Below are 12,683 nucleotides of genomic sequence, written 5' to 3' on the forward strand. Positions count from 1 at the left end.
CCCAGGTCGAGGGTGGTCGCCAGGTCCGCGGGGGCTGGCGTCGGCGCGGCGGTGGCGGCGGGCACGGGGCGTTGTGCGCCCGGCACCGCGGCGGGCATAGGCAGCGGCATGACGGATGCGGCAGTGCCGGCGACGTCGGTCCAGCGTGCGGTGGAGGTGAGCACGTCGATGCGTAGGTCGTCGCGGGCCAACAGGGAGCTGATCGGCCGGGTGAGGCTGGGGTGGCCGGCGACCACGATGCGTTCCGCCTGCTCGGCCAGCCGGGCGCCCGCGGGAGCCGCCAGCAGTTCGGCGTAACGGGTCACGGCCTGGGGGCCGCCGCGCGCGCCGGAGGTCGGCTCGGCCAGCAACGGCCAGTCGAGGTACTCGGCCAGGGCGCGCGCGTACCGCCCGGCGGCGTCGACGCTGTCCCCGGCGACGACGATGCCGCGTTCCTCCCGGCGCCCGTCGTGCGCGTCCTCCCGGGGCTGTCCCGCAACCACCTGGCGGAGAGGAAAGGGCCCGGCAGCGCCCGGCGCGGTGGCTCCCGCTGGGGGCTCCGGGCCATCCGCCTGCATCAGCGGTGCGGCGCCGGGGGCCGTCCCGGTTCCGGCAGGAGTCTCCACGCCGGGCGCGGGTGCTAGTGGCGGCCGGAAGCGGAGGTTGAGCTGGACCGGCCCCGGATCGTTGGTGAGTGCGCCGGCGGCGGCATCCACCGCTCGACGCACCTGGCCGGCGATGGCGCGCACGCCGGCCGACCCCAGGTCGGCGGTGATGTCCGCGGGCAGGTCGACCACCAGGCGTGGGGCCGCGCCGAAGATGCGGGTCTGCTCGGTGGTCTGGTTGGCGCCGGTGCCGACCGCCTCGTGGGGCCGGTCGGCAGTGACCAGGAGCAGGGGCACGCCGGCGGCGTCGGCCTCGGCGACGGCCGGGTGCAGGTTCGCCACCGCGCTCCCAGAGGTGGTGATGACGGCGGCGGGTCGGCGGTGCCCGGCCAGCAGTTCGGCACGGGCGCATCCCAGGGCCACGAAGCCGGCGCTGCGCTCGTCGAGGACCACTCGCACCCGCAGCTTCCCGCCTCGTTCGGCGGCGGCCAGGGCCGGCACCAGGGGTGCGGAGCGGGAGCCGGGGGCGAGGATCACCTGGCGCACACCGGCACTAATCAGGGCGCCAACGACGGTGCGGGCAGCCACGAGCGACGGCGGCTCGGGCTGCGGACCCACCCCGAGGCGCACGGAATCGGCGGCGGTGCTCATAGAGGCAGTCCGGCCACGGCGCTTCCGGGGCGGGAACCCTCGCGCTCGCGTCGGCGCTGCAGGGCAGCCGCGATATGGCTCAGGCGCAACTGCCAGCGGGCGGTGAGTTCGGCGTCGGCGGCGGCCGTGCGCAGCAGTGCCCGTGAGACGTGTACGGGGCGCACCGGCAGGACGCCGTCGGCGGGGATGGCGGCAGGGGCGGCGACGTCGCGGGCGAGCAGTCGGACCGTGCCCAGCCCGCAGGCGTGTTCGAGTCCCGGTAGGGCGGCCGCGAGCGCGACGCCCGCACCGATGCCGACGCTGGTGTCGATGGCGGAGGAGACGACGGTGGGCAGGCCCAGGCGCTCGGCCAGGGCCAGGGCGCGGCGTACGCCGCCGAGCGGGGCGACCTTGAGGACGGCCACGTCGGCGGCCGCCAGGCGGGCCACGGCCAGCGGGTCGGCGGACAGGCGGATGGATTCGTCGGCGGCGATAGGAATGTCCACCAGGCGGCGCAGGTCGGCGAGCGCCTGAGTGGAGCCACAGGGCTGTTCGACGTACTCCAGGCCCTGGGCGGCGGCATCCATCAGCGGCAGGATTCTGCGCGCGGTCTCCAGGTCCCAGGCGCCGTTGACGTCGATGCGAATGCGGCCGTGCGGGCCGATGGCGTCGCGCACGGCCTCAATGCGCTCCAGGTCGGCGGCTAGGGCTTGGCGGTCGGAGACGCGCGCGCCGGCGACCTTGACCTTGACGGTGACGGGAAGGACACGGGGAGGTGTGGCGGCATGCCGAGCCGGCCCGGCGGCGGTGCCCGCCGCCGCGATCAGGGCGCGCGCCTGGTCGGGTTCGACGGCGGGGACCGTGATGTTTACGGGGACCGTTTCCCGGTGACGGGGCAGGTCGGTGCTGCCGACGGTGGCCTGTTCCAGGCCGGCGGCCAGCCAGGGGGCGCAGGCGTCGGCGTCGTAGTCCCAGAAGGGAGCGACTTCGCCCCAACCGGCCGGCCCGTGTAGGAGCACGCCGTCGCGGCGGGTCAGGCCGCGGAAACGGGTGCGCAGGGGAACGTCCCAGGCGACGGCCCGGTCGACGTCGGCCAGCAGCGCCCCGCCGATGCCGGCGCGCAGGGCGTCCAGATCGAGTTCGCCGCGCACGCGGACGGACGCGGGATCCGGGCCGCGGTTGGGGATGGTCACGCGGACAGGATAGCCAGGCGGCAGGGCCGTGGCGGCCGAGCGTGACGATCAGTGCCTAATGGCAATGATTCGGCCATCACTCCTCATCCATGCCGTAGAACACCTTGCTGGCGGTGTCGCCGGCAACGGGTTCGGGGGTTGAGTAGGAGGCGCGCAGTCCAGTGAGCAGGAGAGTATTACCAAGGTGGCGGACCCGCGAAGAACGGCAGCAGCCAGCGGTCCCAGACCAGGACGAGCAGCACCGTGCCAACCAGGTATACCGCCATTGGAGACAGACAGCGTGCCCAGAGGCTGATCCGGTCTGCGAAGCATGCCATCACCGCGAGCGTCAACAACCCGGCAAAGAACGGTGCCGCCAAGACAATCCCGTCCCACGGAGCCGGCCAACAACTCGGGTAGGTGCATGTCCCATAGGTCCCCGCACCCGCCATTAGAAGAATAAGGAACGCCATGCAAACAGCACTCAGCGCTACCACAGCTACTGTCACAACATCATAACGACACTTGGCGTGCCACTTCGGAATGAGAGCGAAACCGAGCGCCGCCTCCAGCGTGGAGCGCCACCAAACAAAAGTGAACGTTCCATCCCCCTTCATTATCCGTGTGACCATCCCGCTGTCGGCTGCCGTATTCGGCCGAACCCTCGAAAGGCCTAACGGCATGGCGGCCCACTGCGCCCCCCATATCAGCAGCGCGAGCCCGGCCAGCACCATGACTGTCCGCAAGATGAAACAGAGCCCAACCAGAAGCCACTCGTGAACCTTTGCGTCAGTCCTCATCTGCCATCCCCTATATCGATATTGGTCCAGCCGCCTCCACAGCTTCCCTAAACCCTCTGGATGACCGGACGTCCCAGATCAGCCGGCCTGCGCCGTCGCGGCCGGCTCGCCGAGGGTGGCGACCATGACGGCCTTGATGGTGTGCATGCGGTTCTCGGCCTGGTCGAAGACGATGGAGCGCTCGGACTCGAAGACGTCCTCGGTGACCTCCAGGCCGTCCATGCCGGTGGCCTGGTAGATCTCCTCTCCGATCGTGGTCTCGCGGTTGTGGTAGGAGGGCAGGCAGTGCATGAACTTGGCCTGCTCCCCCGCCTTGTCCATTAGGGCGGCGTTGACCTGGTAGTCGCGCAGCAGCTCGATGCGCTCGGCCCACACGTCCTTCGGCTCCCCCATGGATACCCAGATGTCGGTGTGCACGAAGTCCACCCCGGTCACGCCCTCGTCCACGGACTCAGTCAGCGTGATGCGGGCGCCGGTGTCGGCGGCCACGACCTGGGCGGCGGCGACGCATTCGTCGTCGGGCCACAACTGCTTGGGGGCGACGATGCGTACGTCGGCGCCGAGCAGGGCACCGGCCACCAGCAGGGAGCGACCCATGTTGAAGCGGGCGTCCCCGACGTAGGCGTAGGCGATCTCGTCCGCGGGCTTGTCGGTGTGCTCCAGCATGGTCAGGCAGTCGCACAGCATCTGAGTGGGGTGCCAGTCGTCGGTGAGCCCGTTCCACACCGGCACGCCCGACAGCTCGGCGAGCTGGTCGACCTTGGCCTGGGAGTCGCCGCGGTACTCGATGCCGTCGAACATGCGGCCCAGCACGCGGGCGGTGTCCGCCACGGATTCCTTGTGGCCCATCTGGGAGCCCGACGGATCCAGGTAGGTGGTGTGGGCGCCCTGGTCGTGGGCGCCGACCTCGAAGGAGCAGCGGGTGCGCGTGGAGGTCTTCTCGAAGATCAGGGCGATGTTCTTGCCCTTCAGGTGCTGAGTCTCCCGGCCGGCCCGCTTGTCGGCCTTCAGCTGCGCCGCCAGGCCGATCAGCGTCATCCATTCCTGCGGCGTGAAGTCCTGTTCACGCAGGAAACTGCGGCCCTGCAGGGACGCAAGGACGGCGGGGGCGGGGGCCGGGATGACGGCGGGCATGCGGGGGTCCTTTCGACACAGTGAGTCCAGCCGAGACTAGACTACCGGCTCCCATACCAGTTTCCCGTTACTCCCCCGCCAGTAGCCCCGGCGCCAGGGCAGAGTGTACGACGTCGCCCGACTTATGGTAGGCATTGCACGACCTTAGGGATGTCGTGCGCACTACCGGAACACCCACAAAGAGCGTCTCTCTTAGGACAGCAGCCACCCACCACCGCCTGTGAGCTCACGAATGCCGGAAACGAATCAGACGAGGGCGCGCCCGGGACGGTGTTCCTGAGCGAGAAAGGCTTCCCGGGTGAAAGGCTGCACGCCCTCATGCGAGGCAAGGCTGGAACGGACCCGATTCAGCGCCAGGAGCGCTGCCCCCTGGGCCGAGGAGAACTGGTCATTCGCCGAGACCACGACCTTCGGGGGGCGCCTGACCCCTGCAGCGAGCGCGGCCCTGATGTCGTCGAGGAACAGGTGTGCGACCGGGGTGAGGGCACCAGCCATGACAACCAGTTCGGGATCATCAATCGCCACCGCAGTCACCAGAGCGGGGGTGATGTCCTCCATCAGCCGGCGAATGCGCCCCAGGGCGACTTGGTCTCCCGCGCTAGCCTCGCGCACGGCGCGTCCCAAGGCGTCCGCCCCCTCGCTGAGCTCGCCCAGTCCGCCGGACGGTGCTCCGTAGGCACACGGGCATCTGCCGACAGGTCGCCAGCCATCCCGTGAGCACCGTGCCTGAGACGACCGCCGTGCATGATGCCGAGCGTAGGACGCCGACCGGTTTGCAACAGAAGAACGTCATCGTAGCCGGACGCTGCTCCCCTGCAACGCTCTGCATACACGGAAGCACACACGTCATTGACGATGAGGCACCCGGGCCCGAGAAGAGACTCGAAGCGCTCAAGGGGACGTGTACCGTTCCAGGAGGGAATTGCCACACTCTCCACCAGAGTTCCGTCTTCCTCAACGAAACCGCCGACGGCGAGCACAGCCGACCAGCACTGCGATCCTCTCAACGCCTGCTCGACGACCTGCCGGGCAGCAACGTCACGCTCATCGTCCTCCCGCCCGGCGGTAAGACGAATTTCGGATTGCGCGAGTTCTTTGCCTTTTAGGTCGAGACACTGAGCTCGGACCGCGTGTGCTCCGACATCCAAGCCGAGCACACACCCGGACGGCACTCGCAGTGAGTATGTCTGAGCGGGCCGCCCCTTAGCGCCCTGAGCCGACGTCCCCACCGCGACCCATCCCTTGCTCCGGAGATCACGCAGCACCGTCCCGAGCGTGGCTACCGTCAACCCCGTCGTCTGCCTCAGCTGCGATGCGCGCTGCGGGCTGGACTCGCGCAGCGCAGTGAGAACTGCGTACTCGTTCCACCTGCGCAGCGCACCTGGGTCGCCGCGGCCTGTACTCGCCCGTTGCGCGTAGCGCTGCGATCCGGCCAGCGCGGGCCGCGGTTGGGCAAGGGTCGTGTCCTCCACAGCAGTCATCCTTCCAGGCACTTCCGCACACGTCCAAGACATGGTATCTTTTCTTTAAGCAGTTTACTTACTACCTAACAAAAAACAACTGCTCACCGTATGACGGTCGCTGCATCCCAAGGGAGGGACCATGCCAGGCATCCGCTTCGAAACGGCGGTGATCCCCATGACGCCGCTCGGCGAGCTCGGCGAGCTCATCCTCGATGGTGGGGACCGCCGAGTTCCAACCGCCGCGGATCTGGAGCTGCTGCAGGTCGGGGAGAACCACATGAGCGGACCGCCGACTCTCCTGCCCTACCGTTACCAAGACTCCTACGACGGCAGCGTCATATCGTCTGAGTTCAACGTAGCGATCCTGGAGAACCAGCGGCTGCGCGCCGAGTTCCTGCTTGACCTCGGTGGGCGACTGTGGCGACTGACAGACCGCCGTTCGGGCCGCGAGCTGTTACACCGACCCGAGCGAATCGACTTGGCCAACCTCGCTCTGCGCAACGCCTGGTTCGCCGGCGGCGTCGAGTGGAACCTTGGCACCACCGGCCACTGGGGTCTGACCAACGAGCCCGTAGCTGCGGGAACCCTCCCTGATGGACGCGGGGGACGAATCCTGCGCATGTGGGCGTACGAGCGCATGCTCGGAGTCACCTGGCGGCTGGACGCTTGGCTGCCCGACGACTCCGAGTCCCTCTACACCCACATCCTGCTGGAGAATCCCACCACCCGGGATACTCCCGTCTATTGGTGGTCCAACATTGCCATTCCACAGAGCGCCTCCACCCGAGTCATTGTCGACGCCGACTCGGCCTTCCACTTCGGCTACGCCGACGCGCTTGACGTCGTCAGCGTCCCCGAGTATCGCGGCCGCGACATCACCCACCCCCAGCGTCAGACTAGCGGCGCAGACTACTTCTATCGCATCCGATCGCGCATCCCGTGGATTGCTGCGGTGGACGGCGACGGCCTCGGGATCTGCCAGTACTCGACACCCGAGTTGAGCGGACGCAAACTCTTCACCTGGGGAAGCGGCATGGGCGGGAGGTCATGGCAACGCCGACTGTCCGGGACACGCCGCTACGCCGAGATCCAGGCTGGGCTTGCCCCCACCCAGCTGGAACACTTACACCTCTCTGCGGGCGCCTCCATCCGCTTTACCGAGTGCTACAGCCCCGTGGTCATCGACAACCCTGAGGACCACTGGGAGGCACTCGTAGCGCACACAGCGCGGGCCGTCGTCAATCCCGCACGCCTGGAGGAAGCCTCGGCGCATCTCACTTCCCTTGAACAGTCCCGAGTCGTCCCCGCCCCCCTCAAATACGGCCCGGAGGAGCACGCAGCGCGAGAGGGATGGGGAGCCCTCGAGGTGCTAGCGGGACATCGAGCTGCCTCCTGGGCCACGCCCTTCAACACCGACGCGCTTAACGCCGAGCAGAGCGCTTGGCTCAAAGCTGCACGCACAGGCCAGCTGGACCCAATCCTGCTCGGGTCAGCGATGATCGGATCCGATTGGATCGCCGTCCTGCGACGTGCAAAGCCCAGTTGGTTGCGTGACTACCTTCTTGGGATAGCACTTCATGCCGCCGGTTACACGCACGAGGCCCGTGCGCTATGGCGAAAGTCAGAGCGCACGCACCTTACCGCCGACGTCCTACGCGCTCTGGCCCTCACCGACTCCGACGGTGAAGCACGCGCCCTTGGCCTGCTCCGTGCCCACACTCTCGCCCCAAGTCGTCACGGCATCACTATCGAAGCACTCACCCACCTACTCGACATAGGCCTGATCGACAAAGCCCTCACCCTCATCGACTCTCTGCCCTCCGCCGTGCGCGACCTGCCCCGGGTGCAGTATCTAGAGTGCGTCGGTCGGGTACGGGCAGGGCATCTTGCCCGGGCTCGCGAACTCATTGAGGCCCCACTCATCCTCCCGGACCTGCGTGAGGGTGACCTGGGCCTGGAACGCCTGTGGTGGGACTACCAGCGCCTCGCCGGAACCCACGACCCTGTCCCCGAGGCCTATGCCTTCTCAATGACCACATCACCACAGGAGGAGCGCTACTGAGACAGGAAATCGGCGCTCGACGGCGAGCACCTTCCCACCCCGGCCTGGCTGCACCGACTCACCACGACTACGACACACAGCTGTAGCACCAAATACACGAACAAAGGAGATCGTGATGACACTCACGCGACGTGACTTCATATCATTGTCTAGCATGGCGGCGCTTGCCACCACACTGACCGCTTGCGGCAGTTCCGGAACCGCCAGCTCAGGCGGAGGGCAGAGTTTCACCTATTGGTCCATGTGGCAGCAAGGAGAGCCTCAGCAGGTGCTCCTGGCAGAACTCTTCGAGGACTTCACCGAGAAAACAGGCATCCAGGTTGAGGCCCAGTGGGCCGGCCGCGAGGTACTCACTCAGGTGGTCCCGCGGCTAAACTCGGGCAACCCGCCAGACCTCGTTGACCAGGCCGCTTCGGATTTCCCCGCCAAGCTCGGCCTGGACAATCTCGCAGATCTGACCGACTTGTGGGCCACGCCCATCGACGGCGAGGACATAACCGTGGGCGAGTCGATCCCCGAATCGCTTATGGACGCATTACGCACCGACGGCAAGATCTTCTGTTTCCCCTACTCCGTGGCCGGTGAGACCATCTTCTTCAACAAGAGAATCACCCCCGAGTTGGCGGAGAACCCGCCCCAAAGCTTCGATGATCTGCTCGCCTATCTCGATGAGCGCAAGGCGGCGGGGCGCACACCGATCGCCCTCGACGGTGACATCAAGGACTACGAGGCCTACTGGCTCGAGTCCGCGCTTCTGCGCGCTGGCGGACGTGGCGTCATCACAGAGGCGGCACAGGACGCGACCGGCGAGAACTTCGGGTCCAAACCGTGGGTGGACGCGACCGAGGCTATCGGCACACTCATCGCTGGGGGCTACTTCCCCGCAGGGTTTCAAGGCACCAAATTCCCCACGCAACAGGCTTCCTTTGCCGACCAGTCAACTAAAACCGACATGATTCTCATGGGCACCTGGCTCCCATCCGAGGCCTCCTCCTCTCTTGAGAAATCTGGAGACGATCCAGAATCAGTCGAGTGGGGTTCCTTCAAGTTCCCGGCCGTCGGCGACAACGTCGGAGCTGGCATCGCGATCTCCGGTCCGACCGGTTTCGCAATCCCCATCAAGGCCCGCAACCAGGAGGCAGCCAAAACCTGGATGGCCTACTTTGCCAATAAAGAGCGTTGCGGACGTATCGCCTCCGATGCCAAGAACCTCACGGCTCGAACTGACATTGACCAGAGCCCCGAGCTCGCTGACTACGGCAGGGAGTACGCCGAGGCCTCCGAGATCGTGCCCTTCACCGACGGCGTAGGCGTCGCCGAACCGCAGTGGGTCACCGACGTCTGGCAGCCCCTCATCAACGACTTCTTCGGTGCGAAGATTGACGCCGCCGAATTCCGGGAACAGCTGGCGGCCAACACAGTGACCTACCACGGGAACCAGTGATGGCCTGGCTACGCACATCCGCGTCGTCCCCCGGGGCAGGGGCGACAGTGTCCACTGCCTCCCCCGCCCAGGTGGCTCGACGGAGGCTCTACTGGCCCCTGCTCCTTCCGGCCCTCGTCGTATATGTAGGGCTCCTCATCGTCCCTGCCCTCTACGGCGTCTACATCTCCCTAACGACCTGGACGGGCCGCGGCGAAGCACCCCAGTTCATCGGGCTGGGGAACTATATACGACTGTGGAGGGACGCTCTGTTCCGCCAGGCGTTCACCAACACGCTCCTCATTCTCGCGATTTGTGGCGTCGGCATATTCACACTGACCTTCATCTTCTCCGCAGTCTTCCGTGAGGTGCGTTGGGGCCGGGCAGCACTGTCGTTGATGTTCTTCCCATACCTGCTCTCCGCGATAGCCGTTGGTATTGCACTGAGTCTGTTGCTGTCCCCCGACGGACCTCTAAACGCCGGACTGCGCGGGCTGGGGCTGGGATCGTGGGCGCGGATGTGGCTGACGCCGGACTACATCTTCAAAGTGATTGTTGTCGGTATCGTGTGGGTAAGCGTAGGGTATTACCTCACCCTCATGATGAGCGCGATCGGGCGCATTCCAAGATACTACTACGAGGCGGCCGATCTCGACGGCGCCGGTCGACTACGCACATTCTTCAACGTGACTTTGCCTCTGACCTGGGACGTCCTGACGGTCTCAGTGGTGCTATGGTGCATCAACTCGATCAAGATCTTCGAGTTCATCTATGGCATCACTGGTTCCGGGGATGCGCCGGCGCCAGAGGCCCGCACCCTGACCATCGCCCAGTTCCTGGCTACCACGGGAGGACGCAATCCCCAGTACCAACTCGGTTTGGGTAGCGCCATGGGGGTAATCATGGTCATTCTCATCTCACTGTTCGTCATCGGGGTACGGCGACTCATGCGGCGCGATTCCTTGGAGTTCTGATGACAGAAGAAACGATTGATCTCACCGCGACAACACACGTCGCCGCTGAAGGCGCCACCTCCTTACCCGGACACTCTAGTCGCCATCGCATACGACGCGCACTCGGCACCCTGACATGGCAGGCCACCAAACTCGTGATCGCGCTGTGGTGCCTTTTCAACATCGTTTTATTTGGATGGGTCATTCTCAATTCGTTTCGCGGGGGGTCTGCCATCTTCAGCCGTCCACTCGAGCTACCCAAGACGCTCTCGCCCACAAACTACGTCTCCGCCTGGACTGCATCATCGCTGGGCCGGGGCCTGTTCAACACGCTGACCATCGTCGTCACCTGCACGATTATAACCGTGGTACTCGCCTCGATGGCAGCCTATGTGCTTGCGCGCACCAACGTCCCAACAGCGGGCCCAATCACGTCCTTTTTCGCAATAGGACTCGGGATCCCCGTTCAAGTGGTCATGATTCCCTTGTGGGTAGCCATGAATGCGGTCTCCGGGTTCATGTGGGATACCATCGGCTGGTGGGACGAGCGGATTAGCCTTGGTATGCTGTATGTGGCGACATCCCTGCCTTTGCCGTATTCCTGCTAACGGGATTCTTCCGGTCCTTGCCAACCGATCTCGAGGAGGCGGCGGCTCTGGATGGAGCCTCTGCGTGGATCACCTTCGTCAAGATCATGTGGCCCCTGGCACGCCCTGGGGTACTGTCGGCGGCAATGCTTACCCTCATGGGCCTTTGGAACGAGACACTCCTTGCCCTGGTGTTCATCACGGACGACAAGAAGTACACCCTGCCACAATCACTGCTGGCACTCCAAGGCACCATGCAATACACGTCCGACTGGGGGGACTATTCGCCGGAATCGTCATCGTCGTCATTCCCACCGTCCTACTCTATGCCATTCTTGGCAAACGGTTAGTCGAGGGGATGACGCTCGGCTCAGGCAAATAGCAACCAGACCTTTTACTGTTCCACTTTCCATTCCCTTTCCCAGCCCATCGTCTTTGAAAGGCTGACAATGATTCAGTTCGGAACCGGCGGTTGGCGAGCCATCATCGCGGATGGCTTCACCCGCGCCAACGTTCGCTACTCACTCAGGCACTCGCGAATCGCATGGCCCTAGAGGGCTCCACTGACCGCGGCGTCGTCATCGGCTACGACCGCCGCTTCCTGTCCGACACCGCCGCCTGGTGGGCAGTTGAGGTTCTCGTGGGCAACGGGGTGCCCACCACCGTCCTTGACCGTCCCGCCCCCACCCCTACGACCATGTGGACCGTACGAGACACCGGAGCCGCCTACGGCATGGTCGTGACCGCGTCACACAACCCTGCTCTGTATAACGGCATTAAAGTCGTTCTGCCAGGCGGACGTGACGCCGACCTCGCCACCACCGACGCCTGAGCGAGCACGCCAACGCCCTAACGGAAGCGGACGTGCGCGCCGTCGCGCCCGAGAAGGCCCGCTCCCACCCTCTCGTCATCGTCCAAACCTCGCTTAACCAGTACCTCGACGCGATTCTCGACAAGCTGGACACCGAGACAATCCGCCACGCCCACATGCACCTCGTCCTCGATCCCATGTTCGGCGTCTCCGAGACGAGCCTGCAAACCATTCTGCTCACTGCCCGCTGCCAGGTTGAGGCTATCCACGACCGCCACGACCCGCTCTTCGGCGGGCACGTGCCTTCTCCCACTGAGGACACGCTCACGGCACTGCGTCATGCCGTCCTCGATTCGGGGGCAGATATGGGTATCGCCACCGACGGCGACGCCGACCGTCTGGGTATTATCGACGATAAGGGAGCTTACATCACCGCCAACCAGGTACTGGTCCTGCTCTATGACTATCTTCTCACCCGCAAAGGTGGAGCGGCCCGGTGGTGCGCAACATGTCGACCACCCACATGCTCGACCGCGTGGCCGCCGCCCACGGCCAAACCTGCTACGAGGTGCCCGTAGGTTTCAAGTGGATCAGTGCGAAGATGGCCGAGACAGACGCCGTCATCGGCGGGGAGTCTTCTGGGGGTCTGACCGTGCGCGGTCACATACCCGGAAAGGATGGCGTCTACGCCGGTTCCCTGCTGGTGGAGGCCGTGGCTGCCTCCGGCAAGTCTCTGTCCGAGCTGTATGCCGACATTATCGAGCGCTACGGCGAGCTTGTCATGGTTGAGGCTGCTTACGGCTTCACCGTCGAGCGCCGCAGCCAGCTGGCCTCGCTGATCTTTGAGGATCATAACCTGCCGGACTTCACTGTTCTGGGTCATAAGACCGAAAAGGTCATCTGGGAGGACGGCTGCAAGGTCTACTTCACCGATGGCGGATGGACGACCATCCGCTTCTCGGGGACAGAGCCCCTGTTGCGTGTGTTCTGCGAGATGCCCACCCGCAACCAGGCGCAGACCGTTGCCGACGCCATCGCCACCTACTACGAACTGAGCTGACGAC

Annotated in this window: 14 protein-coding genes; 8 read left to right on the forward strand and 6 right to left on the reverse strand. The window is 65.5% G+C overall.

Annotated features, from left to right (window positions below):
* From menD to BW737_RS19695, 6 genes are all read right to left on the reverse strand, one after another.
* A partial coding sequence (menD, locus tag BW737_RS00825) for a 2-succinyl-5-enolpyruvyl-6-hydroxy-3-cyclohexene-1-carboxylic-acid synthase (RefSeq protein WP_099330316.1) occupies nt 1-1,235 on the reverse strand: 1,235 nt, incomplete at its 3' end.
* Nucleotides 1,232-2,407 carry an o-succinylbenzoate synthase gene (locus BW737_RS00830; RefSeq protein ID WP_257210316.1) on the reverse strand — a complete coding sequence of 392 codons (1,176 nt, stop codon included), beginning with the start codon at nt 2,405-2,407 and terminating at the stop codon, nt 1,232-1,234. The genes menD and BW737_RS00830, both read right to left, overlap by 4 nt.
* A gap of 176 nt (nt 2,408-2,583) precedes the next feature.
* Nucleotides 2,584-3,120: a hypothetical protein gene (locus tag BW737_RS16470; protein WP_218961718.1), complete on the reverse strand. Its 537-nt coding sequence runs from the start codon at nt 3,118-3,120 to the stop codon at nt 2,584-2,586.
* 144 nt (nt 3,121-3,264) lie between these two features.
* Nucleotides 3,265-4,320, reverse strand: coding sequence for an ornithine carbamoyltransferase (gene argF, locus BW737_RS00840; RefSeq protein WP_086615334.1), 1,056 nt, complete (start codon nt 4,318-4,320; stop codon nt 3,265-3,267).
* 246 nt (nt 4,321-4,566) lie between these two features.
* Nucleotides 4,567-4,932 carry an ROK family protein gene (locus BW737_RS00845; protein WP_180271966.1) on the reverse strand — a complete coding sequence of 122 codons (366 nt, stop codon included), beginning with the start codon at nt 4,930-4,932 and terminating at the stop codon, nt 4,567-4,569.
* On the reverse strand, nt 4,878-5,834 hold the full coding sequence (locus tag BW737_RS19695; protein WP_086615336.1) for an ROK family transcriptional regulator: 957 nt from the start codon (nt 5,832-5,834) through the stop codon (nt 4,878-4,880). The genes BW737_RS00845 and BW737_RS19695 overlap by 55 nt, the downstream gene beginning before the upstream one ends.
* Nucleotides 5,835-5,922: 88 nt before the next feature.
* Here BW737_RS19695 and BW737_RS00855 point away from each other — a divergent pair, with 88 nt between their 5' ends.
* From BW737_RS00855 to BW737_RS16485, 8 genes are all read left to right on the forward strand, one after another.
* A complete protein-coding gene (locus BW737_RS00855; RefSeq protein ID WP_086615337.1) occupies nt 5,923-7,845 on the forward strand; it encodes a DUF5107 domain-containing protein in 1,923 nt (640 codons plus the stop codon).
* 268 nt (nt 7,846-8,113) lie between these two features.
* Complete coding sequence (locus BW737_RS00860; RefSeq protein ID WP_180271968.1) at nt 8,114-9,289, forward strand: ABC transporter substrate-binding protein; 1,176 nt, start codon at nt 8,114-8,116, stop codon at nt 9,287-9,289.
* 47 nt (nt 9,290-9,336) lie between these two features.
* The gene (locus BW737_RS00865; protein ID WP_180271969.1) at nt 9,337-10,242 is read left to right on the forward strand and encodes a carbohydrate ABC transporter permease; all 906 of its coding nucleotides are present in this window, start codon (nt 9,337-9,339) and stop codon (nt 10,240-10,242) included.
* A complete protein-coding gene (locus tag BW737_RS00870) occupies nt 10,242-10,829 on the forward strand; it encodes an ABC transporter permease family protein (protein WP_143233208.1) in 588 nt (195 codons plus the stop codon). The genes BW737_RS00865 and BW737_RS00870 overlap by 1 nt, the downstream gene beginning before the upstream one ends.
* A gap of 17 nt (nt 10,830-10,846) precedes the next feature.
* The gene (locus tag BW737_RS00875) at nt 10,847-11,158 is read left to right on the forward strand and encodes an ABC transporter permease subunit (protein WP_257210318.1); all 312 of its coding nucleotides are present in this window, start codon (nt 10,847-10,849) and stop codon (nt 11,156-11,158) included.
* A gap of 194 nt (nt 11,159-11,352) precedes the next feature.
* The gene (locus tag BW737_RS16475; RefSeq protein WP_218961719.1) at nt 11,353-11,640 is read left to right on the forward strand and encodes a hypothetical protein; all 288 of its coding nucleotides are present in this window, start codon (nt 11,353-11,355) and stop codon (nt 11,638-11,640) included.
* 32 nt (nt 11,641-11,672) lie between these two features.
* Nucleotides 11,673-12,197, forward strand: a complete 525-nt coding sequence (locus tag BW737_RS19110; RefSeq protein WP_276567334.1) for a phosphohexomutase domain-containing protein — start codon at nt 11,673-11,675, stop codon at nt 12,195-12,197.
* On the forward strand, nt 12,128-12,679 hold the full coding sequence (locus tag BW737_RS16485) for a phosphohexomutase domain-containing protein (RefSeq protein ID WP_218961720.1): 552 nt from the start codon (nt 12,128-12,130) through the stop codon (nt 12,677-12,679). Before BW737_RS19110 ends, BW737_RS16485 begins: the two co-directional genes overlap by 70 nt.
* Nucleotides 12,680-12,683: the final 4 nt, after the last annotated feature.

Origin of the sequence: Actinomyces ruminis (assembly GCF_002154335.2) — a bacterium.
GTDB lineage: Bacteria > Actinomycetota > Actinomycetes > Actinomycetales > Actinomycetaceae > Actinomyces > Actinomyces ruminis.

Bases quoted from the DNA above. Each gene is read 5' to 3' on its own strand.
- BW737_RS16470 (WP_218961718.1), bottom strand. From the start codon at position 3,120: ATGGTGCTGGCCGGGCTCGCGCTGCTGATATGGGGGGCGCAGTGGGCC.
- argF (WP_086615334.1), bottom strand. From the start codon at position 4,320: ATGCCCGCCGTCATCCCGGCCCCCGCCCCCGCCGTCCTTGCGTCCCTG.
- BW737_RS19695 (WP_086615336.1), bottom strand. From the start codon at position 5,834: ATGTCTTGGACGTGTGCGGAAGTGCCTGGAAGGATGACTGCTGTGGAG.
- BW737_RS00855 (WP_086615337.1), top strand. From the start codon at position 5,923: ATGCCAGGCATCCGCTTCGAAACGGCGGTGATCCCCATGACGCCGCTC.
- BW737_RS00870 (WP_143233208.1), top strand. From the start codon at position 10,242: ATGACAGAAGAAACGATTGATCTCACCGCGACAACACACGTCGCCGCT.
- BW737_RS16475 (WP_218961719.1), top strand. From the start codon at position 11,353: ATGGCCCTAGAGGGCTCCACTGACCGCGGCGTCGTCATCGGCTACGAC.
- BW737_RS16485 (WP_218961720.1), top strand. From the start codon at position 12,128: ATGTCGACCACCCACATGCTCGACCGCGTGGCCGCCGCCCACGGCCAA.